Source organism: Halobaculum sp. MBLA0147, from assembly GCF_041361345.1.
Taxonomy (GTDB): domain Archaea; phylum Halobacteriota; class Halobacteria; order Halobacteriales; family Haloferacaceae; genus JAHENP01.
In genome coordinates, this window is the sequence record NZ_JBGKAD010000001.1 from 2,307,730 (window position 1) to 2,329,048 (window position 21,319).

Annotated in this window: 23 protein-coding genes and 1 pseudogene; 14 read left to right on the forward strand and 10 right to left on the reverse strand. The window is 68.2% G+C overall.

The features are described 5' to 3' along the window. Positions 1-171 precede the first annotated feature (171 nt). On the forward strand, positions 172-612 hold the full coding sequence (locus RYH80_RS11030) for a DUF7960 family protein (protein ID WP_370903924.1): 441 nt from the start codon (positions 172-174) through the stop codon (positions 610-612). A gap of 10 nt (positions 613-622) precedes the next feature. On the opposite strand, the gene RYH80_RS11035 is transcribed toward RYH80_RS11030, so the two are convergent. Then, positions 623-892 (reverse strand): hypothetical protein, encoded by a 270-nt coding sequence (locus RYH80_RS11035; protein ID WP_370903925.1) that lies wholly within the window; start codon positions 890-892, stop codon positions 623-625. Between the two features lie 214 nt (positions 893-1,106). On the opposite strand from RYH80_RS11035, the gene RYH80_RS11040 reads away from it, so the two are divergent. The 3 genes from RYH80_RS11040 (at position 1,107) to RYH80_RS11050 (ending at position 4,700) form a co-directional block, all read left to right on the forward strand. Then, positions 1,107-1,511, forward strand: a complete 405-nt coding sequence (locus tag RYH80_RS11040) for an ArsR/SmtB family transcription factor (RefSeq protein ID WP_370903926.1) — start codon at positions 1,107-1,109, stop codon at positions 1,509-1,511. Between the two features lie 62 nt (positions 1,512-1,573). Beyond that, the gene (locus RYH80_RS11045; RefSeq protein WP_370903927.1) at positions 1,574-3,418 is read left to right on the forward strand and encodes an acetyl-CoA carboxylase biotin carboxylase subunit; all 1,845 of its coding nucleotides are present in this window, start codon (positions 1,574-1,576) and stop codon (positions 3,416-3,418) included. 142 nt (positions 3,419-3,560) lie between these two features. Continuing rightward, complete coding sequence (locus RYH80_RS11050; RefSeq protein WP_370903928.1) at positions 3,561-4,700, forward strand: PAS domain-containing response regulator; 1,140 nt, start codon at positions 3,561-3,563, stop codon at positions 4,698-4,700. A gap of 99 nt (positions 4,701-4,799) precedes the next feature. Here the strand turns inward: RYH80_RS11050 and RYH80_RS11055 are convergent, their stop codons facing one another. The 3 genes from RYH80_RS11055 to RYH80_RS11065 form a co-directional block, all read right to left on the reverse strand. After that, positions 4,800-5,462: a hypothetical protein gene (locus RYH80_RS11055; RefSeq protein ID WP_370903929.1), complete on the reverse strand. Its 663-nt coding sequence runs from the start codon at positions 5,460-5,462 to the stop codon at positions 4,800-4,802. A gap of 189 nt (positions 5,463-5,651) precedes the next feature. Further along, positions 5,652-6,761: a DUF63 family protein gene (locus RYH80_RS11060; RefSeq protein WP_370903930.1), complete on the reverse strand. Its 1,110-nt coding sequence runs from the start codon at positions 6,759-6,761 to the stop codon at positions 5,652-5,654. A 143-nt stretch (positions 6,762-6,904) separates the two neighbouring features. Continuing rightward, positions 6,905-7,099 carry a 30S ribosomal protein S17e gene (locus RYH80_RS11065; protein WP_370903931.1) on the reverse strand — a complete coding sequence of 65 codons (195 nt, stop codon included), beginning with the start codon at positions 7,097-7,099 and terminating at the stop codon, positions 6,905-6,907. A gap of 151 nt (positions 7,100-7,250) precedes the next feature. Between RYH80_RS11065 and RYH80_RS11070 the strand changes: the two genes are divergently transcribed. Further along, a complete protein-coding gene (locus RYH80_RS11070) occupies positions 7,251-8,189 on the forward strand; it encodes an MBL fold metallo-hydrolase (protein ID WP_370903932.1) in 939 nt (312 codons plus the stop codon). Between the two features lie 96 nt (positions 8,190-8,285). On the opposite strand, the gene RYH80_RS11075 is transcribed toward RYH80_RS11070, so the two are convergent. From RYH80_RS11075 to RYH80_RS11085, 3 genes are all read right to left on the reverse strand, one after another. Next, the gene (locus RYH80_RS11075; RefSeq protein WP_370903933.1) at positions 8,286-8,819 is read right to left on the reverse strand and encodes a DUF5815 family protein; all 534 of its coding nucleotides are present in this window, start codon (positions 8,817-8,819) and stop codon (positions 8,286-8,288) included. Positions 8,820-8,939: 120 nt separating this feature from the next. Then, the gene (locus tag RYH80_RS11080; protein ID WP_370903934.1) at positions 8,940-10,793 is read right to left on the reverse strand and encodes an SLC13 family permease; all 1,854 of its coding nucleotides are present in this window, start codon (positions 10,791-10,793) and stop codon (positions 8,940-8,942) included. 64 nt (positions 10,794-10,857) lie between these two features. Further along, entirely contained in the window at positions 10,858-11,847 is a 990-nt protein-coding gene (locus RYH80_RS11085) for a replication factor C small subunit (RefSeq protein ID WP_370903935.1), read from the reverse strand. Between the two features lie 104 nt (positions 11,848-11,951). On the opposite strand from RYH80_RS11085, the gene RYH80_RS11090 reads away from it, so the two are divergent. The 4 genes from RYH80_RS11090 (at position 11,952) to RYH80_RS11105 (ending at position 13,596) form a co-directional block, all read left to right on the forward strand. Further along, the gene (locus RYH80_RS11090; protein ID WP_370903936.1) at positions 11,952-12,299 is read left to right on the forward strand and encodes a toxin-antitoxin system TumE family protein; all 348 of its coding nucleotides are present in this window, start codon (positions 11,952-11,954) and stop codon (positions 12,297-12,299) included. Next, positions 12,296-12,703 (forward strand): HVO_A0114 family putative DNA-binding protein, encoded by a 408-nt coding sequence (locus RYH80_RS11095; RefSeq protein WP_370903937.1) that lies wholly within the window; start codon positions 12,296-12,298, stop codon positions 12,701-12,703. The genes RYH80_RS11090 and RYH80_RS11095 overlap by 4 nt, the downstream gene beginning before the upstream one ends. 123 nt (positions 12,704-12,826) lie before the next feature. After that, positions 12,827-13,027: a ubiquitin-like small modifier protein SAMP2 gene (gene samp2 / locus RYH80_RS11100; RefSeq protein ID WP_370903938.1), complete on the forward strand. Its 201-nt coding sequence runs from the start codon at positions 12,827-12,829 to the stop codon at positions 13,025-13,027. Positions 13,028-13,029: 2 nt separating this feature from the next. Continuing rightward, positions 13,030-13,596: a hypothetical protein gene (locus RYH80_RS11105; RefSeq protein WP_370903939.1), complete on the forward strand. Its 567-nt coding sequence runs from the start codon at positions 13,030-13,032 to the stop codon at positions 13,594-13,596. A 168-nt stretch (positions 13,597-13,764) separates the two neighbouring features. Here the strand turns inward: RYH80_RS11105 and RYH80_RS11110 are convergent, their stop codons facing one another. Next, the gene (locus RYH80_RS11110; protein WP_370903940.1) at positions 13,765-15,246 is read right to left on the reverse strand and encodes a phosphohexomutase domain-containing protein; all 1,482 of its coding nucleotides are present in this window, start codon (positions 15,244-15,246) and stop codon (positions 13,765-13,767) included. 203 nt (positions 15,247-15,449) lie between these two features. On the opposite strand from RYH80_RS11110, the pseudogene RYH80_RS11115 reads away from it, so the two are divergent. From RYH80_RS11115 to RYH80_RS11125, 3 genes and pseudogenes are all read left to right on the forward strand, one after another. After that, a pseudogene (locus RYH80_RS11115) lies at positions 15,450-15,722 on the forward strand (ArsR/SmtB family transcription factor); the annotation flags it as partial. A 97-nt stretch (positions 15,723-15,819) separates the two neighbouring features. Beyond that, positions 15,820-16,116, forward strand: a complete 297-nt coding sequence (locus RYH80_RS11120; RefSeq protein ID WP_370903941.1) for a DUF8036 family membrane protein — start codon at positions 15,820-15,822, stop codon at positions 16,114-16,116. Positions 16,117-16,165: 49 nt separating this feature from the next. Beyond that, a complete protein-coding gene (locus tag RYH80_RS11125) occupies positions 16,166-16,768 on the forward strand; it encodes an NADPH-dependent FMN reductase (protein WP_370903942.1) in 603 nt (200 codons plus the stop codon). A gap of 524 nt (positions 16,769-17,292) precedes the next feature. On the opposite strand, the gene RYH80_RS11130 is transcribed toward RYH80_RS11125, so the two are convergent. Next, positions 17,293-17,679 (reverse strand): NifU family protein, encoded by a 387-nt coding sequence (locus RYH80_RS11130; protein WP_370903943.1) that lies wholly within the window; start codon positions 17,677-17,679, stop codon positions 17,293-17,295. 171 nt (positions 17,680-17,850) lie between these two features. Between RYH80_RS11130 and RYH80_RS11135 the strand changes: the two genes are divergently transcribed. Next, entirely contained in the window at positions 17,851-20,133 is a 2,283-nt protein-coding gene (locus tag RYH80_RS11135) for a hypothetical protein (RefSeq protein WP_370903944.1), read from the forward strand. Between the two features lie 20 nt (positions 20,134-20,153). Here the strand turns inward: RYH80_RS11135 and RYH80_RS11140 are convergent, their stop codons facing one another. Continuing rightward, the gene (locus tag RYH80_RS11140) at positions 20,154-20,348 is read right to left on the reverse strand and encodes a hypothetical protein (RefSeq protein WP_370903945.1); all 195 of its coding nucleotides are present in this window, start codon (positions 20,346-20,348) and stop codon (positions 20,154-20,156) included. A gap of 149 nt (positions 20,349-20,497) precedes the next feature. Here RYH80_RS11140 and RYH80_RS11145 point away from each other — a divergent pair, with 149 nt between their 5' ends. Beyond that, positions 20,498-21,313 (forward strand): transcriptional regulator TbsP domain-containing protein, encoded by an 816-nt coding sequence (locus tag RYH80_RS11145; RefSeq protein WP_370903946.1) that lies wholly within the window; start codon positions 20,498-20,500, stop codon positions 21,311-21,313. The last annotated feature ends 6 nt before the right edge of the window (positions 21,314-21,319 follow it).

Here is a 21,319-nt window from a genome sequence, read left to right on the forward strand (position 1 = left end):
CGGTGCCACTTGGTCGTTCGGGACCTCCGTGACGGGTGCACACGTCGGCGGGCTGGGACGCCGGCGGTGGCGTCCGACCGGCCGGGAAGACGGCTCCAGGCTCCGGGTTCGCTCGGATCTGGCCCACCGTGGAACCGACGCGCACAAAGCCCGCGACGCCCAACGACGGCCGTGTACACCGGACGCACCGAGCAGCCGTGCTGTCTGTGTGACGACCGCGACACCGCCCACCGGATCGAGGTGCCGCCCCGCGCGATCCAACTGATGGAGAACGGCGACCCCATCGCGTGGCGGGACGTGGTCGGGGCCGTCACGCTGGAGTTCTGTGAGTCCGACTGGGAGGTCGTCTGTGACCTCGTGTTGGAGACCGGGATGTCGCCGCTGTCGCGGTGTAACGCCGCCCGCGCCTCCTTCGACCTCCGCGAGGACTTCGAGGCGCTGTTGAACGACACGCGCGGGGAACCGGACCAGACGGACCTCGAAGAACGGATGCTGGCGGCGGCCGCCGACACCGTCGCCGCCGTCGACGACCCGATGACGGAGGACCGCGACCTCGTCGAGGCGCGCGTCGTCCAGTTGTCGCTGCGGGAGTTGGGTGTCGCCGAGGCGTGAGGGGAATCGTTCAGTAGAACCAGACGTACTCGTCGTCCTCGTCGAACCGTTCGAGGAACCGTTTCCCGTCCTGTACGCTCCGCAGCGTCACAGTTCCCCGACCCTTCTCGCGGACGAGTCCGACGGCGATCAGGTCGTCGATGGCCTCGTCGAGTACGTCGCCTTCGTATCCACTACACCACCCACGGAGCGTCTGCCGCTGGACGTGTCGGGACCCGGCCACGGGTTCCCGGACCATCTTCGAGACGATCTCCAAGTGAACGTCTCGCCACTCGTTCATTTACTCCTGACTGGAAAACCTGGCAGTAAAAGTGTATCGAGAAGGCACTGCCATACAATTGACAAAGTGAATGAAGATGCTGTGGTGACACTGAAGTGTGCCACAATGTTTTAGTATTGCACGGTAGTTACGTACGCACTACCGTACGTACGGGATCAGCGACTACGAGTGGAGTCGGCGTAGCAAGACCGACGCCACGGAGAACACGACCACTATGACTGTGTCACAAGCTACCGACGCCGAGGAGAACTACGCAGAACGAGCAGCGCTGACGACGTTGTTCGGGAACGGACCACGGGTGAAGATTCTCGCAGTGTTGCTCGCACAGGGGCGCGACGCCAACGCGACGACCATCGCGGACGTAGGTGGCATGAGTCGAAGTTCCGTCTACCGGCACATCGACACGCTGATCGACCTCGGTGTCGTCGAGCAGACGAGAGAGGTCAGCGGGAGCCCGTTGTACCAGATCGACCGCGAGAGCCCCGTCGCAGAGCGACTGGCACAGTTGGAGTACGAACTCGTCGACGTAGTCGCCGACGAGGGCGCCGAGTCGGACACGACGACAAATCCGGAAGACACCGACGGGACACTCGAGTTCCCGGAGTCGCCGCCGTCGTAGACACGGTCCCGTCGTCCGAGACCGACGGATTGAGGTAGGTTTTGCGAGAAGAGGGGACAAGGATGTTCGACAAGGTACTCGTCGCCAACCGCGGGGAGATCGCCGTCCGCGTGATGCGTGCCTGTGAGGACTTGGGGATCGACACGGTGGCCGTCTACAGTGAGGCCGACAGACACGGGGGACACGTCCGGTTCGCCGACGAGGCGTACAACGTCGGCCCGGCGCGCGCCGCCGCCTCGTACCTCGACGGGGAGGCGATCGTCGACGCCGCACGGCGTGCCGACGCGGACGCGATCCACCCGGGGTACGGCTTCCTCGCGGAGAACGCCGACTTCGCGGAGCGCGTTCGCGACGCCGAGGGGATCACCTGGGTCGGCCCCGACCCGGGCCCGATGCGCTCGCTGGGGGAGAAGACGAAGGCGCGCTCGATCATGGAGGCCGCCGACGTGCCGATCGTCCCCGGGACGACGGAGCCGGTCGACGATCCGGAGACCGTCCGCGAGTTCGGCGACGAGTACGGCTACCCGGTCGCGATCAAGGCCGAAGGTGGCGGCGGCGGCCGCGGGATGAAGGTCGTCCGCAGCGCCGACGAGGCGGCCGACCAGTTGGAGTCGGCCAAACGCGAGGGCGAGGCGTACTTCTCGAACGACTCCGTCTACCTCGAACGCTACCTGGAGAACCCGCGCCACATCGAGGTGCAGATCGTCGCCGACGAACACGGCAACGTGCGCCACCTCGGGGAGCGAGACTGTTCGCTCCAGCGACGCCACCAGAAGGTGATCGAGGAGGGGCCGTCCCCGGCGCTGTCCGACGAACTCCGCGAGGAGATCGGAGAGGCGGCCCGCGACGGGGTCCGCGAGGCGGGGTACACGAACGCCGGCACCGTGGAGTTCCTCGTCGAGGAGGATCCCGACCGCGAGCCGGGCGAACTGCTCGGGCCGGAGACGAACTTCTACTTCCTCGAGGTCAACACCCGCATCCAGGTCGAACACACCGTCACGGAGGAGTTGACGGACATCGACATCGTGAAAGAACAGCTCCGGATCGCGGCCGGCGCGGAGATCGGCTTCTCGCAAGACGAGGTCGAGTTGGAGGGCCACGCCATCGAGTTCCGGATCAACGCGGAGAACGCCGCCGAGGAGTTCCAGCCCGCCAACGAGGGGAGCCTCGACGTGTACGACCCGCCGGGTGGGATCGGCGTCCGCGTCGACGACGCACTCCGGCAGGGCGACGAGTTGGTGACGGACTACGACTCGATGATCGCGAAGCTGATCGTCTACGGATCGGACCGCGAGGAGTGTCTCGCTCGCTCGGCGCGCGCCCTGAAGGAGTACGACATCGAGGGTGTGGTGACGATCGTCCCGTTCCACCGGCTGATGGTGACCGACGACGAGGCGTTCGTCGGCGGCACTCACACGACGAAGTACCTCGACGAGCGCGCGGACAAAGACGCCATCGCGGCCGCACAAGAGGAGTACGGCACCGGCGACGCGAGCACCGGCGGCGACGACGAGGAGGTGACCGAGCGGGAGTTCACCGTCGAGGTGGACGGCAAGCGGTTCGAGGTCGCCCTCGAAGAGCGCGGCGCGCCGGAGATCCCGACCCCGGACGCGGGCGGTGGTGGCGGCGGCCGCGACCGCCCGGACGTGGCGACGAGCGACGACGACGGCGGCGAGGAGGTCGCCGTCGGCGACGGCGAGACGGTCGAGGCGGAGATGCAGGGGACGATCCTCTCCGTCGACGTCGAGGTCGGCGACGAGGTCGCCCCGGGTGACGTGGTGTGCGTGCTGGAGGCGATGAAGATGGAGAACGACGTGACCGCCGACATGGGCGGTACCGTCACCGAGGTGCCGGTCGGCGAGGGCGACAGCGTCGACATGGGCGACGTGCTGCTCGTCTTGGAGTAGCGGGGCCGGGCACGGGGCCGAGCGAACACGAGCGCCGAGGGACTCGGGACGCGTTCGTCGCCGTCGCTCGAGAACTTCCGTCCGGGATCCCCCGGGTGGAACCGAGGGGAGCGTTTTTGCTCGCGGGTTCCCCGGAGAGTGTATGGACGGCGAGATCCGGGTACTCCACGTCGACGACGACCCGGAGTTCCTGGGGTTGGCCCAGACGCTGTTGGAACGGGCCGACGACCGGCTGGCGGTCGAGACGGCGCCGGGGGCCGACGAGGGGCTGTCGCGGCTCGCCGACGGGCGGTTCCACTGTGTCGTCTCCGACTACGAGATGCCGGGCCGGGACGGCATCGCGTTCCTCGAGGCCGTCCGGGAGCGCGACGAGCAGTTACCGTTCGTGTTGTTCACCGGCCGCGGGAGCGAGGCGGTCGCCAGCGACGCCATCTCGGCGGGGGTGACCGACTACCTCCAGAAGGAGACCGGCACGGACCAGTTCGACGTGTTGGCCAACCGCATCACGAACGCGGTCGCGGGCGACCGAGCCCGGCGACAGTTGGACGTGTTGGTCGACAACCTCCCGGGGATCGTCTACCAACACCGCGACGAGCCGGAGTGGCTGCTGACGCTGATCCGCGGGAACTGCGAGGAACTGATGGGGTACACGCCCGAGGAGTTGGCCTCCGACGTGGAACTCGCCGAACAGGCGATCCACCCGGACGACAGACAGTTCCACAACGAGACGCTCCGCGAGGGCCTCGCCGAGGACGGCTCGTACGAACTCACCTACCGGGTACTCCACGCCGACGGGAGCGAGCGGTGGGTGCTCGACAGCGGCCAGCGCCACGAGGCGCCGTTCGGCGACGGGAACATGTTCTCCGGCGTGCTCGTCGACGTCGAGGAGACGAAACGGTACGAGCGAGAACTCCAGACGACGAAACGCCGTCTCGACGCGATCCTCGACCACACGGCGACGCCGCTGTTCGTGAAGGCCGCCGACGGGCGGTACCTGCTAGTCAACCGCGGCTACCGCGACCTGTTCGACCTCGACCCCGACGAGGCGATCGGCCAGACGGACGAGACGCTCCACCCGCCCGAGCGCGCGGCGACGCTGACGGCGACCGACGAGGAAGTCCTCGAGAGTGAGGAGACGGTCGAGAGCGAGGACAGCTTCACCGTCGACGGCGAGGAGCGGACGTTCCTCGTCACGAAGGAGCCGCTGTACGACGTGGGGACGGCCGCCGACCCGGACGAGCCGGTGGGCGTGTTCGGCGTCGCACAGGACGTGACGGAGTGACGAGACGACACGCCGAGGTGTCGGCCGTGTCTGTGTGAGACACCGACTCACCTGCCGACGTCGAGACAGGGAGGAGACCCGGCGCGCCTCGGCGACGACTCAGAACGAACTACAGGTACAACTGTCGTTGGAGAAGGTGTACTCACAGCCGCCGTCCGAGTCCTCCGTCGCGTCGTAGTGTACTTCGACGTACGTGTTGCTCGGCCCGCCGGGCGTGTACTCCACGTCACACACTTCGGAGTCGCAGACGCTGTAGTCGTCACACGTCGTCGACTGCTCCAAGAGAGTACCGTCGCACACGACACGCAACTCGCCGGTGTCGACGTCGGTGACTCGGGCGTACGAACGCTCCCGCTCGGGCTGTGCGTACAGGTCGACGACGTAGTCGTCCGTCCGCACGGTGTGGACGGCGACTGCGGTGAGGTCCCCCTTCACCGTGACTGCCGTCAGTTGTGTCCCGCTCCGATCTTCGGTGAGGTCGATGCTTCCCACTCCCGAGTCGAGCGAGAAATCCTCGTCCGCGAGAGTGAACTCCTCCGACAGCACTCCCTCACCGACGAGCGTCTCTACCACCTCCGAACACCCCGCGAACACCGACGCCAGCCGGTCGCCGTCGCGGTACTCGTCGATCAGCGCGCGCCGTGTCTCTGGGTCTGCGCTGGCCTCTCTGGCACCGACGGCCCCGAGTGCAGTCGTGCCGGCCGCCGCGGCACCGATGCTCTGCAACACGTCACGTCTCGTCTCGCCACCGGATCGTGGCATACGCGAGAAACCCGAAGACACGGATATAGATTTTCTTAGCTATACGTGTCAACAACGTGCTTTGATTCAATTAGGAGTGATCACGAGGCGGAAATACGGGGGCGGACGAACTGGACGTGTCGATCGTCGAGGTTCTCGACCGCTCACGACACCGTGCCGACGACCCGGAGTCCGGCGAGCAATCGCCGCTCACACCCCGATCGTCGCCCGCAGCATGTCGCGCGTGCCAGGCCCGAGCCCGACGGCCGTGACCGCGATCAGCAACAAGATCGCGTAGCGGGGCGACTCCTCGAACAGCGTCTCGTCGAGCACCCAGAGGACGAAGACGGCGGCGACGAGCTTCACGACGAGGAACGGCCACGCCGCGCCGGCGGTGTCGACGACGAACTGGTTGACCGGGTGTTTCGGGACGAGGTTCGGCCCCGCACCGAGCGCGGTCATGTAGTCCAATCCGACGACGTTCGCGACGCCGTCCAGTGCGTGTGCGAACACCACGACGAGTCCGGCCCGTCCGGTGCCGCGGTGGATCCACGGGAGCCACTCCCGGGTTGCGTACCAGGTCCCCAGCGTCGCGAGGACCGTCCCGAGGAGCATCACGCCGATCACCTGCGGGCGGAACACGGCCGGCGACGACGGGTCCAGCGAGAACACGAGGAGGTAGCCGAGCGTCCCGGCGAGGATCACCGATCCGGCCGCGAGAATCGGCCGCTCGTAGGCGTCACGGTCCTCGCCGAGCAGGCCGCGACGCACGGCGAGGACGGCGGCGACGACGACCGCGAGCGTGATCCCGAACAGCGTGAAGTAGATGATCGGGCTGATGAGCAGGAGATCCACGACACGCGGGAGCAGCGCCGCCTCGACGGCGTTGTCGGCGTCCTCGACGACCCGGAGCGCACCGCCGAGGAAGAAGAACGGCACCATCGCGTAGAAGAACCGGACGTGTTCGGCGATCTCGAGCCGCTGGAGCAACAACACCACGCCGGACAGCGCCGCGATCAGCGTGGCGGCGTACCCGACCTCGCTGACGAGCGTGTAGCCGGGGTACGCGACCGGCTCGGCGGCGGCGGTACACGCCGACTGGCTGTACAGGTACTCGACGGTGCTACCCGGACGGACGGCACAGACGGCGGAGCTGGCGTCCGCCTGGACGGGGCCCCAGAAGTAGTGCCAGAGGAACCCGTCGTACACCGTCTCGGGAGCCAGCAGACTCCCGAGTCCGAGCGCCGCCACGACGGCCGTCACGCCACCGACCCACAGCGTCGCCGGCGCGAGCCCGGTGCGGTCTGCGACTGTCGCCATGGTCGTGAGCGGGCGGCGTGTGTGGGTCAATCTTCCGGTGTCTCACGACGACCGTACACCGGCGCAGTCGCCGGACGAGGGTCGCGCCCTCGCGTGAGAGTGCCGCCGCTCGCCGAGGGTGAGACACGAGTCGAGACGGCAGGTCAGGAAGACTGCTGCGGGCTGGCCTTCTGGCGCGTGATGTAGCCGGCGATCCGGTTGCGGACGGACTTCGACTCGACGTTGGTCAACTGTTCGACGCTGTCCTTGTTGGTCTCGAAGTCCGTGTTGAACGCGTTCGGGTACCGCTCCAGCAGCAGGCCGCCGGTCTGCTTGACGTACTTCGGTTTGATCGCCATACCGAGTGTTATCGGTGAACCGCCACTAAAACCGTTCGTTCTGGTCGTCGCGGCTGCCGTGTCGTCGAGCTTCGAACCGGCGCGACCGGACCGCCGATCCAGCACCACCGGAGACCGAACGCTTATGCGGGCACCCGCCCGCCGCTCCGGTATGGCAGCCGGCGACGTGACGACGGTCGAAGCCTGTACCGATCTCCACTACGTCGACACCGGGATGTACGACACCGCCGGCTACGGCGCGGTGTACGTCCTCGACACCCCGCGCCCGGCAGTGATCGACACCGGGATCGGCACCCACCACGACCGCGTGCTGGACGCGCTCGCGGAGTTGGACGTGGAGCCGGAGTTGATCCTCCCGACGCACGTCCACCTCGACCACGCCGGTGGCGCCGGCTTCCTCGCGGAGGCGTTCCCCGACGCCGAGGTGCGCGTCCACGAGGTCGGGCTCCCGCACCTCGTCGACCCCGAGCGGCTCGTCGCCGGCACCGAGGCGGCCGTCGGCGAGCAGTGGGCGTACTACGTCGAACCGGAGCCCGTTCCGGAGGACCAGATCGCGCCGCTGACGGACGGGGACGAACTCGACCTGGGCGACCGGACGCTGACCGTCCACCACGCGCCGGGTCACGCCCCGCACCAGGTGGTGTTCCACGACGACCGCGACGACGCCGTGTTCACCGCGGACGCGGTCGGGATCTACGTCCCGGCGGTCGACGCCGTCCGGCAGACCTCGCCACCCTCGCAGTTCGACCTCGACCAGGCACTCGCGGACGTGGACACCGTCGCGGAGCTGGAACCGGAGACGCTGTGTTTCCCGCACTTCGGCCCGCGGGAGGCGACGGACGCCGTCCTCTCCGGGTACAAGCGCACTCTCGTCGAGTGGGTGGAGGCGGTCCGACGGGCCCGGAGCGAGGAACCGGACGACGACGCCGTGATCGAGCGGTTCGCCGACGCCGTCGACGCCGACCTCGTCGAGGTCTGGGGCGCCGAGAAGGCCCGCGCCGAGGAGCGGCTCAACACCCGCGGCGTGCTCGGCTACCTCGACGCGACCGCCGACGACGGGGAAGACGCAGGCGACGCGAACGGTGAGTGAGGCGGGGACACCGACGGCGCAGGCGACGCGGACGCCAAGTGAGGCGGTAAGTGGAGTGGAGAGACGAGCGAGTGGGAGACGACACGAGTGACCGGCTCAGGCGTACACGTCCTCCTCCTCGACGTTTCGTTCCTCGCGGTACTGGTCGACGAACTCGCTCACGTCGAACTCCAGCATCCGTTCCTCGAACGACGTGACGGCGGTGGTGTCGTCGCTGTGGGAGACGGCGTGTTCCATCAACTCGACGACCAACTCCACGATCACCTCGTGGAGCCGGCGGGCGTCGAAGGAAGAACACCACAGCATCGTGTACCCCACGTCTTGGTCCTCGCTCACGTCGGCGACGGTCACCTCGCTCGGGAACTCCTCCAACACGATCCCCAGCAGGTGCGGCGTGTCGAACTCCGGCATCTCCTCGCTGGTCGTCTCGACGGCCTCCCGGAGCGTCTCGACGAGGAACTCCGGGAGGAACCGGTCCGGTGGGTGTACGTCCGTCACGACCGCGTGCGTCTCCCCGCAGTCACACTGGAACTCCCGCATCCCCATGTCGACCTCGCGGACGCGGATCTCCTCCCCGCACGGCAGTTCCGCCGTGTCGCCGCCGCCACCCGGGACGCGTGGTTCGCTCATTCTGATCGGCTCCGGGTACGGGTGCGAGCGTGGTAAGTGGCGCGCTACGGACGGCGTCTCACGAGCGGAACACGGGGACAGACGAGAGCGATCGGAATCTCGCCCCACTCGCCCGAGCACTCACCCGAAGAAGAACTGGACGCCGATCGGGGTGACGACGGCGAACAGCAGTTGCAGCGGGCCGCCGACGCGGACGTAGTCTGAGAACTCGTAGCCGCCGGGGCCGTAGACGAACAGGTTCGTCTGGTAGCCGACCGGGGTGACGAACGCCGTGCTCGCCGCGAAGGTGACGCTCATCGCGAACGCGAGCGGGTCCGTCCCCAACTCGACGGCCGTCTGGATCGCCACGGGGATCATCAACACCACGCTGGCGTTGTTGCTCACGACGTTCGTCAGCGCCGCCGTGACGACGTAGAACAGCGCCAACACACCCAGCGGCGGCAGCACGGCCGCCGCCTCCACCACCAGCCCGGCGAGCAGCGCCGCCGCGCCGGAGGTCTGGAGGGCGATCCCCAGCGGGATCACGCCCGCCAACAGGAAGATCACGTCCCAGTGGACCGCCTCGTACACCTCGTTCGGGTCGAGACACCCCGTGACGACCATCGCCAGCGACCCCGCGAGCGCGGTGACGACGATGGGTGCGACACCGAGTGCCGCCAGCCCGACGACCGCACCGACGATGGCGACCGCGACCGGCGTCTTCTCGCGGCGTGCCGCGCCGTCGCTCGCCTCCCCGACGACGATGAACTCCCGCGAGTCGTCGAGCCGGCCGACGGACTCGACCGACGCCTCGATCAACAGCGTGTCGCCGGGACGGAGTTCCATCCGGTCCAGTCGCTCCCGGACCACGTCACCGCCGCGTCGGATCGCCAACACGGTCGCGCCGTACGTCTGCCGGAAGGCGACGGAGGCCAGCGACTCCCCGACCAACTCGGTGCCGGGGGCGATCACCACCTCCACGAGGTTCTGGCCCGACTCGGCCGTCTCCAACTCCGCGTCGTCGACGGTCGCGTCCGGCACCAACTCCAACCCCTCGGCGGCGGTCAACTCCACGAGCGTGTCTCTGTCCGTCCGCAGGGCGAACACGTCGCCCGCGCGGATCTGTTTCGCGCCGAGTGGCTCGAGGAACGACCGGCCGTCCCGGATCAACTGTACCACGTCGAGGTCGTACTGTGTGTCCCGGAGCGCGTCCGCCACCCGCTGGCCGACGAGCGCGGAGTCCTCGGCGACGACCACCTCCGTGAGGTACTCGCCGATCTCGTACTCGTCGGTCAACTTCCCGCGCGGCTCGATCCGTTCGGGCGTGAGCCACCGCCCGACGGTGAGGAGGTACCCCGTCCCCACGGCCAGGAGGACGACACCGAGTCCGGTGAACTCGAACATCCCGAACTGCCGGGCGACCGCGGCGGGCGCCAGCCGGGCGTACAGGTCGGAGGCGAGCACGTTCGTCGACGTGCCGATCAGCGTCAGTGTCCCGCCGACCATCGAGGCGTACGACAGCGGGAGCAACAGCTTCGACGGCGAGGTGCCGCCGCGTTCGGCGACCTCCGACACCATCGGGAGGAGGATCGCCACCGCGGCGGTGTTGTTGACGATCCCGGAGATCGGCGCGACCAGCCCGATGGTCGCACCCAACTGTCGCGACTCCGCGTCACCGGTGAGCGACTGGACCCACTCTCCGAGGCGGGCGACGATCCCCGTCCGGCGGACACCCTCGCTGAGGACGAACATCGCCAGGACGGTGAGCGTCGCGGCGTTCGCGAACCCGGAGAGACCCTGCTCGACGGTGACCAACTGGATCGGTCCGGCGAGCAGCCCGGCGTCGGTCAGGAGTCGCGTCACCGGTTCGAGTAGGAGGAGTGCGACGAGCACGCCGAGCGCGACGGTGTCGGCCGGCACCGGCTCCGTGACGAACAACACCAGTGTCACGAGGACCAACCCGAAGACGACGAGGATCGACGGCGTCACTGCCACGACGACTCGGTGACGGCGGACGGTGATAAGTGTGGGGCGTGCCGTCTGGAGCGGCCCGTGGCGACTACTGTTCGTCGAGCGCGAGCGAGGCGAGCAGCGCCTCCAGTTGTACCTGTTCGTTGGCGCCCTCGGTGATCCGGTAGTCGGCCTCGCCGATCCGTTCGAGCAGGCGGACGGCCTCGCGGTCGTCCAGCTCGAACTCCCAGACGGAGCGGTGGAGCTGGTCGATCACGTCGCCGCCGGCGATGCCGGTCTCCGTCAACAGCGTGTCGAGCGTCGCCCGCGCCTTCGAGAAGTCGCCCGCGAGCGCGTCGGCCACCATCGACTCGATCTCCTCGGGACGTGCCGTCGCGGTGATCTCGTAGACGGCCTGCTCGTCGACCGTGTCGCCGGTGGTCGCGGCCGCCTGCAGGGAGTTGATCGCCCGCCGCATGTCGCCGTCGGCCGCGTACACCAGGGCGTCGACGCCGTCCTCGGTGACCTCGATCCCCTCCGTGGAGGCGATCTGGTGGACCTGTTCGCGGACCGCCGCGTCCGACAGCGGCGAGAACCGGAACACCGCACACCGCGACTGGATCGGGTCGATGATCTTCGAGGAGTAGTTACACGACAACACGAACCGGGTGTTGTCGGAGAACTGCTCCATCGTCCGGCGCAGTGCCGCCTGCGCGTCGTCCGTCAACGAGTCTGCCTCGTCCAAGAAGATGATCGTGTGGTCGTGGTTCGGAGAGAACGACTCGCGAGCGAAGCTCTTGATGCGGTCGCGGACCACGTCGATCCCGCGCTGGTCGGAGGCGTTGAGCTCCAGGAAGTTCTGTTGCCAGTCGTCGCCGTACAGCTCGCGGGCGATGGCCTGTGCGGCGGTGGTCTTGCCGATCCCGGCGGGCCCCGAGAACAGCAGGTGCGGGAGGTCGTTCTGTGCGATGTAACTCTGGAGCCGCTCGACGATGTTCTCCTGGCCGCTCACGTCGTCGAGCGTCTGCGGTCGGTACTTCTCGATCCAGACCTCCCGCCCGGGTGCCGCCGCCCCACCTGACTCCTCGGCGTCGCTCATACTCCCGCTTCGCGGGGCGGTGGCATAAACGCCGCGAGACGCGGGTGACAGTGCCACGACAGTATCGTAGCTATTTTGACTACAGTGGTTCACGGGCACGTCGAGTGACAGACACAGTCCCAGCTGACGAGTACACTGGATCACAGACGTACGAGGACGGGACACTAGTACGAATCTCGGTTCGGCGAACCCGAGACGAGGCGTACCCGTCGGGGTGGCGGTACACCCTTCACTACGGAGCACTCAAACCCGGACCGAGAACACTCGAAGACGGCACGATCCGACGGTACGACAATGCTCACGAACTGACGAAGGGACACGAGTGCCACGTAGCACCCGATCCAGAACCGAGAACGGTGGAGTTCCCCGGTATGCTCACACTGTACGACCGGTTCTGGCGAGAGATTCCGAAACAGCGGTTCGGCTCACTCACGGAGGCGACAGACGGATGACACACGACACACGCACCCTGATCGTCACGGTCGGGGACCCGGACGACACGTACGCGGACGGTCGAGAGGCCGTCGAACGGCTCGCGGAGGGAGACGCCGTCGACGAGCCGGCGACTGTTCGGTTCGCGACGAGTGACCAGTTGACGGCGGTGTTCGACGCCGAGACGTACGAACTCCTCCGTACGATCCGGTCAGAACGGCCGGCGACGACCGCCGCGCTCGCGGCGCGACTCGACCGCACGGAGCGCGCCGTCGCGCGCTCGCTCGACACCCTCGCGTCGCTCGGCGTGGTCCGCCTCCGAGAGACGGACGACGGCCGGCGACCGGTGTTCCCGTACGACGACCTCGTCGTCCGGCCACTCGCGAGTGGCGACGACCACGCCGAGACGACCGCCGCACCGTGACCCGATCGGTCGGGAACCGACACCTCCGCTCCCGGTCGAGCCCACCCGATCTCCGACCCGTCTCCCTCGTGTCACTCGCGTCCGCTCGCAACGCTGAAACCGACCCCCGTCCAACGCGGGGGTGTGAACGTGACCTGCGAGATCGTCGGCGAGGAGACGGCGACGGTCTCCCTCGCCGAGGACGCGACGTACGCGGACCTCTGTCGGGCCGCGGGCTACTCCCCACACGAGGTGAGCGTGCTCGTCGACGGGACGCCCGTCGCCGAGGACGGCACCGTCTCCGAGTCGCACGTCGAACTGCTCCGGCTCGTCAAGGGGGGTTGACCGTGGACTTCCGCGAACGGTACCACCGGCAGTTCAGCGACCTCCCCGAGGAGGACCGCCCACCGCGGACGCCCGACTGCGCCCCCGAGGACGTGCTCGTCCGGTGCGGGGAACCGGGCGAGTTGATCCCGGTCCAGTACGTCCTGGACGGCGCGATGTTGCGGAAGCCGGACAACCTCCACAGGATGTTGGGTGCGCGGTACGTGCTCGTCGCCGTCAGAGGCGAGGACGAAGACGTGGTCGGCACGCTCGTCCGGACGCCACCAGACCGGAGTCTCGACCGACACCTCCTGGCCGACGCGATGAAACGCGCAGACGACCCACCGGCCGACCCGGAGACGTGGGGACAGGGCCACGAGCCGACCCACGTCGACGCGGTGGCGGTGAAGTACCCCCACCGCGGCGAGGGGATCGGCCGCGCGCTCGTCGAGTCTGCCGTCGAGCGCACCGACGGCCCGCTGACCGTCGCGTTCGACGACGACGTACGTCCGTTCTACGAGGCACTCGACTTCGAGATCTGGCAGACTCGTCCTGGTGTCCGCAACCGCCTCGTCGGCTGGAAGGAGTAGCGACGACTCGCCCGAGGGTCGCGCTCGTCGCGGCTCCACGGTTCGCCGCCGCGCAGGTCACTCGTCGCGGCTCCACGGTTCGCCGCCGCGCAGGTCACTCGTCGCGGCTCCACGGTTCGCCGCCGCGCAGGTCACTCGTCGCGGCTCCACGGTTCGCCGCCGCGCAGGTCACGCACCGGTCACGCGGTCGACGACCGGTTCGACGAGTTCTCGACCGGCGGCCAACAGCGCTTCGGTCGCGTCGCCGTCGGCCGCCTCCGCGTACACTCGCACCTTCGGCTCCGTCCCGCTCGGCCGGACGAGCAGCCACGAGCCGTCGTCCAAGAGGAGTTTGAACCCGTCGACGGTCACCACGTCCGCGACACCCCGGCCGGCGACGGTGTCGGGGATCGACTCGCCCAGCGCCTCGATCACGGGCGTCTTCGCGGCGTCCGGACAGTCGACGCTCGTCTTGTCCGCGACGATCTCCCCGTACTCGGCCGCGATGCGGTCGAGGCGGTCGTCGTACGACTCGACCGCCTGGACGGCGGCCGCCAGCAGCGCCACCGCCACACCGTCCTTCTCGCGGACGTGCCCCCGGACGGAGAAGCCGCCGGACTCCTCGCCGCCCATCAGCGCGTCGTCGTCGGCCATCGCCTCGGCGACCCACTTGAACCCGACCGGGGTCTCGACCGTCTCCGTCCCGTGAGCCTCCGCGATCCGGTCGATCAGGAACGTCGTCGACACCGTCCGCACCGCCGGCCCGGTCTCGGCCGCCAACAGCGCGTCGTACGTCGCCGCGAAGAAGAGGTTCTCGTCGACTACACCCCGCTCGGGCGTCACCACGGCGAGTCGATCCGCGTCGCCGTCGTTGGCGATGCCCAAGTCGGCTTCACCCTCCCGCACCGTCGCGACGAGTTCGTTGAGGTACTCTTCGGACGGCTCCGGGGAGACGCCGCCGAACTCCGGGTCCCGGTCCGTCCGGAGGCGGATCACGTCCGCACCGGCACTCGACAGGAGCGCGTCGGTGACGCCGCGGCCGCTCCCGTGGATCGCGTCGTACGCGACGGTGAGCCCGGAGAGGTCCACCGTGCCCTCCGGAGTGGTCGTGCCGTCGACGTACCGCCCGACGAGACCGCGGGCGGCCTCGGCGTGGGGGGTCTGGAGGTCGACGCGCCGGATCACGCCGCGTGCGGCGCCGGTCGCGTCGGGCTCGGGAGCCCGGAGCCGGGCGACGATCTCGTCGGTGACGGCCGGCAGTGCGGGTGCGCCGTCGCCGGGGACGAACTTCACGCCGTTGTACTCGGGCGGGTTGTGCGAGGCGGTGACCACCAGCGCCCCGAGCGCGTCGCGGTCGACGATCCCGTGGGCGACCAGCGGCGTCGGGCAGTCTCGTTCGGGGAGACACACGTCGAACCCGTTGCCGGCGAGGACGTCCGCCAGCGACTCCGCGAACCCCTCGGAGCTGGGGCGGGCGTCGTAGCCGACGAGCACCGTCCCGTGCGTCCCGTCTTCGGGACTCCCCGTCTCCTCGACCGCGTCGTCCGACACGACCTCGGCGACGAGGTAGTCGGCGACCGCCTGCCCGACGGCACGTACGCGCTCGTCGGTGAACACGTCGAGTGTGTCCCGCCAGCCGTCCGTCCCGAAGGCGATGGCGTCGGTGTCCATGCTCGGCGATGGCGCTCCCTGGGTGAAAAAGTCGTGTGAGTCGCGGCGAGCGCGGTCACGCCACTCCGCAGGCCGGCTCCGGACGGTGTCGCTCGGGCGGGGCCGGCGGAGGCGACCGCGAGAGTCGGCCTGGCGCCGGCGGTGTGATCCGTCCGAGTCTTTATTCCGGCGGCGGGCGTCGATCCGACGACGGGGATCGGACGATGGAGAAGGCACTGTGGTACCTGTTGACCGCGACGCGGGGCGGCGAGAACCGCGTGCGTGTGTTGCGTGCCCTCTCCCGTCGACCGAAGAACGCCAACGAACTCGCGGAGGAACTCGACGTGGACTACAAGACGGTACGACACCACCTGGACATGCTCACCGATCACGGGGTCGTGGAGACGAGCGACGAACAGTACGCGAAGCTCCACTTCCTCACCGACGAGTTCGAACGCCACCGAGAGACGTTCGAGGAGATCGCCGGGACGCTCGACCTCGACGAGCACGCCCCGGAGGCCGACACCGAACCGGAGCCGAGTCCCGACGGCGGGGAGCGCGCCGACCGCGAGCACTCGGAGGAGGTGGAGTGAGATGGCGATGGGTCAACAGATCCTGGCGGCCTCGGCGGTCGCGGGTGTGAACCTGCTGTTGTTGGGCGTGTTGTTGGGGGTGTGGCTCCGCAACTACCGGACGTTCGGCACGCGGTTCGTGCTCGGGCTCGTCGGGTTCGCGGTCGCGTTGCTCGTCGAGAACGGGGTGGCGTTGTACTACTTCTTCTCGATGCAGAGTCTCTACGCCGGCGATCCGGGCGTCCAGACGGCCGTGTTGGTGACGCGGTCGGTGCAGTTCGTCGCCGTCGCGACGCTGACGTACGTGACGGTGAAGTAGGGCTCGCGAGTCCGACGCCCTCTTGGCCGGGCTTCACCAACCGCGGCGTATGACCGAGACCCCACGTGTGATCGCCGTGTGTGGTTCTCGCCGCGAGGGTAGCTACACGCGGTCTGCGCTCCACTACGCGCTGGACGCCGCCGCGGCGGCCGGCGCAGAGACGGACTTCCTCGATCTGGGTGACCCGGAGTTGGAACTGCCCCTGTACCACCCGGACTGGGACGCCGAGGGGACGGGTGACGTGGCGGCGGCACTGGAACGAGTGCGGCGTGCGGACGGCGTCTTGCTCGGGTCGCCGGTGTACCACGGCTCGTACTCTTCGACGTTCCGGAGTTTCCACGACTGGTGTTCCTTCGACGAGTACGAGGACACGGTGGTCGGGCTCGTCGCGACTGCGGGCGGGGGCTCGTTCGGGAGTACGCTGGACCACATGCGGATCACGATCCGCGGGGTCCACGGGTGGGTTCACCCGAAGCAAGTCGGGATCCGCAACGCCTACGAGAAGTTCGCGGAGCGAGAGGCGGCGACCGCGGACGGCGAGATCGGTGCAGCGGCGGCCCACGAGTTGACGGACGGGGACATCGCCGACCGGTTGGGCGAGTTGGGTGAGGGAGTCGCGGAGAGCGCAGTGCGACTGGGGAGTTCAGAGTAGTTCGTCGCGGTGCGGTGGCGGTCGCGGTGGTGGTGCGGTGGCGGTGCGGTAGCGGTGCGGTAGCGGTGGTGGTGCGGTAGCGGTGCGGTTGCGGCGGCAGCGGTGGTGCTGTGGCGGTGCGGTTGCGGCAGCAGCGGTGGTGGTGCGGTGGCGGTGCGGTAGCGGTGGTGGTGCGGTAGCGGTGCGGTTGCGGCGGCAGCGGTGGTGCTGTGGCGGTGCGGTTGCGGCAGCAGCGGTGGTGGTGCGGTGGCGGTGCGGTAGCGGTGGTGGTGCGGTAGCGGTGCGGTTGCGGCGGCAGCGGTGGTGCTGTGGCGGTGCGGTTGCGGCAGCAGCGGTGGTGGTGCGGTGGCGGTGCGGTAGCGGTGGTGCTGTGGCGGTGCGGTTGCGGCGGCGGTCGCGGTGCGGCCGCCGCCAGCACACCGACCGCGAGCGCGCCGTGCGGCGCGCTCGCGGCCCTTTTTGATCGAGCTTTTTTCCTCGGGTGGCGCGCGGCGCGCGCCACCCGAGGAGTGAAAAAGGTCGCTTTAGAACGGCGCCTGCGGGCCCTCGTCGTCTTCGCCGTCGTCACCCTCGGAGTCGCCGGGGAACGAGGGAGACATGCCGCCGTCGGAGTGGCCCATGCCGCCGAGATCGCCGTCGGCACCGCCGCCCATGCCGGTGTCGGCGTGGACTTCGGTGATCTCGGGAATCTCTTTGGTCATCCGCGACTTGATCGCCTGGATCGTCATCGGCGAGATGCCACAGCCGGAACAGGCACCGCCCAACTGGATGTGTACCTCGCCCGACTCGCGGTCGAGACTCTGGATCGCGGCGCTCCCGCCGTGCATCTGGATCTGCGGGAAGTTCCGACGCAGGAAGTTCGTGATCCGCTCGCGGAGGTCGTCGTCGCCCCCCTCGCTGTCCACGCTCATGGATACTCGTTGTCTCGGACCGCGTTTAGGTCTTGCGGGACCGCGGACGACCGCGACGAGACGCGGTTCGTGCGGCGCGTGACGAGAGCGCGTAGGTCGTGTGACGTGAGACCGTCTAGCGCGTGGGGAACACAGAAATGGGTACTCCCCCAACGGGCGGGTGGGCACACGATGCGTCTCAACTGGACGGAAGAGGGGTTCCGAGTCGTCGACGCCGGGAAGAGTCGCGTGACGATCCGGACCGACGGATGGGGTGGCGCGGAGACGACACCGGCGGTCGCGGACGCACTGGCGACACGCGAGGAAGGACCCGACGAACTCGATCTCCGGGTAGCGGGGGCGGCCGACGCACTCGGGTTCCCGCCCGTGTACGCGCGGATCGTCTCGCTCGACGACGGGACGCGACGGGAGTTCTCCCGTGGTGCCGACGGCGTCGACCTCGGCGCCGGCCGGTACGTCGTCCGGTTCGACGCGAACGTGCGCGTGTTCGTCAGGTTCGACGGGCCGGCGACCCTCGCGTCCGTCGACGCGGACACGGTCAGACTCTCGTGGCCCGAGCGGTCGGCCGTCTCGATCGGGTTCGAGAGTCTCGTCGACACGCCGGACCGGTCCGTCACCGTCGACCGGAGTCTCGACGGAGTGGCGACTGCACTCACTGCGATGTCGGCCGCAAACGAGGACACCTCACCCGACCGGACGTGGCCGACGCGTCGCGAGGAACCGCCACGCGTCGAGTTCGGCAATCGGACGCACGTCCCCTCGAGCGTCTGGGAGCGACGCCCGGACACCGGGATCGAACTCGTCGTCCCGCGAGAGTTGGAGTACCTCGTGACCGGCGCGTCGCTGGCACACTACCTCGGCGCACGGGTGACCGTCGAGTCCGGAGTCGATCCGCACCTCGACCTCGACGGGCACCGCCGGTCACTCGGCCACGGCCGCGAGTACCAGGCGGAGACGGCGGCGATCCTCCGCCGCTGCTTCTACCTCGACTGCGTAGTGCGTGTGGCCGGCCCGCACGGAGACGACCTCTCGGTGTCTCACGTCGCCGACGACCTCGACCTCGACACGACGGCGCTGTACCAGACGCCGCTCGCGACGCGTGTCAGACGGTACTTGCAGCTCCCGTACGAACGGGTCGCCAACGAGTTTCCAGAGTGGCACCTGACGATGCACGTCGATCCGACGTTCGAGAACGTCGTCGTGTTACCACACCTCCTCTCGAACGTCCCACACCTGTTCGCACCGGAGTCGGAACCACTCTCGAAGAAGGAGTGGCTCCGACTCACCGTCAACGACGGCTACGACACCTCGCACGAACAGGCCAGACGGGTCGCGCCCGGCACGACGGCCGCCAGGTCGGAGCCGTCGGCGACTCGGTCGGACGACACCGAGGCGAGCGGTGACACCCGGGAGTCGCCGGGGGAGGTGTCCGAGGACACCTCCCACCTCGAACACCCGCGGACGGACGACGACGCCACACTCCGGGTCACGCGCGAGATCTCCAACGTCGACCTCGTGAACCCGGTCCTCGGTCCCGGCCAGTCGCACGGCTGGCTGGCCGAGAAGGTCCCGATCGACGTGTTCAAGACGTTCCCCGAGGCGTACGAGAACCACCGGAAGTACCTCGACGGTTCCGACTCGAACCTGTCGATCGTGACGGTCGTCAACGACAGTGGGCAACGGCAACTGGGGCTGTCGAACGACGACGACGCCGACATGCGTGACGAACACGCGGAGATCGTCACCCAGTACGAGCGCCGGGCCGACGAACTCGGCGTCGACCTCTCGCTGCGAGAGAACGTCTCGACCGCAGAACTCGCTCGGATCTTCGAGTCACGCAACGACCTGGTCCACTTCATCGGCCACCGGGACGACGACGGACTGGAGTGTACGAACGGGTTCTTCTCGACCACGACCCTCTCGGAGTCGAACACACAGACGTTCTTCCTGAACGCGTGTGGGTCGTTCCCGGAGGGACGCGCGCTCGTCGAGAAGGGGAGTGTCGGTGGAGGTGTCACCTTCGAGAGCGTCACGAACGACGACGCCGTCGAGGTCGGGGTCGACTTCGCACGACTCATCATGAACGGGTTCTGTATCGAGCGCGCCCTCGACTACGCTCGTGGACAACTGATGACGCCGAAAGACTACGCGGTCGTCGGCGACGGGACACACGTCCTCACACAGAACGACTCCATCGTCGCGAGCGGACTGTACCTGTTCGATGACGGTCCCGACTCGTACCTCCTGTTGTCGGAGAACAGCGCGCCGTGGATCACGGGCGTCAGCGCACGGGGGTCGCTCGACGACCTCGACCGCCGCCACCTCGTCGGGACCGACAGGGTGTACGAGGTCGACACCGACGGACTCCTGTCGTACCTCTCGTCGACGGACGCACCCGTCGTCTACGAGAAGTCACTGTACTGGCCTGAACAACTGATCACACGTCTCGAGTGATCGGTCCCGCGGCGGGAGAGTCAGGGACCGATCTTCACGTCGTCGTCGCCGCTCGTGGTGACACACGTCGCACAGTCCGCCTCTGCCGCGACCGTTCCCTGGACCGCGAGCAACGCCACCGACAACACCAGTAACGTGAGGAGTCGTGGACGCGACGCGAGCTTGGCGGCTACCTGCGACGACCCGATCCGTTCTCTGATTCCACGGTATGTCATACCGAGACGCTTACACTGCGCGAATATATATGTTCCCACAACAATCGCTAATTACCGTATTGAATTATGCTGTTGTCTTCCCTGTCGAATAGATTACCTCGGGCACCCACTGGTATTAAGTGACACGGGAACGTACCACTGACAGAGGTATGAGTGCAGGATTCGTTCCAGACGGCCCGGGGGAGACGGTCTCGGAGTTGTTCGCGGAGACGGACGGCGTCGTGTACCTGACGAACGCGACTGCAGACGACGTGGAGGAGTTGGTCGACGCCGCGGAGGCGTTCGACGGTGACCTCCCGACGCTGCGCGTGCTCGGAATCGGCGAGGAGCTCCGGAAGGTCCGGCGTGACTTCCTCGTCGCTTCGCGTGCGGCCGACCTCGTCGACGAGGGGTACCTCGCGCTCGGCGAGCGCGAGCCGACGCAGAACACGACGGTGCTCGTCTCGGAGTCGTCGCTGTACGCGCCGGTCCACGTCGACACCGCACGCGGGACGTTGCTCACCGACGACGCGGAGTTCGTCGCGGAGACGTACGAGTGGTGTGAGCGCAACTGGGAGCGTGCGGAGTCGTTCGACCTCCGGACGCCCCCGTTGTCGGTGGTTCGCGACACGATGGACGCGGAGTTCCGGCCGGACGCTCGCGAGGACTTCGACCGCGTGTTGGACGGCGCCGCCGAGGCGCGCGACACCACGGAGTTGGACGAGGTGGTGGCGTCGCTCCTCGTCGCCGCCAAACACGAACTGCTCCACTACGACGTGAGCAAGTGGGGTGAGGACATCGGCCTCGCCTCGAAGGCCACCTTCTCCCGCAAGAAGGGGAAGTTGGAGGAGATGGGCGTCATCACCACGGAGAAGGAGACGCTGGAGATGGGACGCCCCCGCCAGCGGCTCGTGCTCACGGACGACTACCGCGAGGAGGTCGACCGCAACGGACTCTCGACCCTCCTGGCGAACGTCGTCTACTGAGTCGTC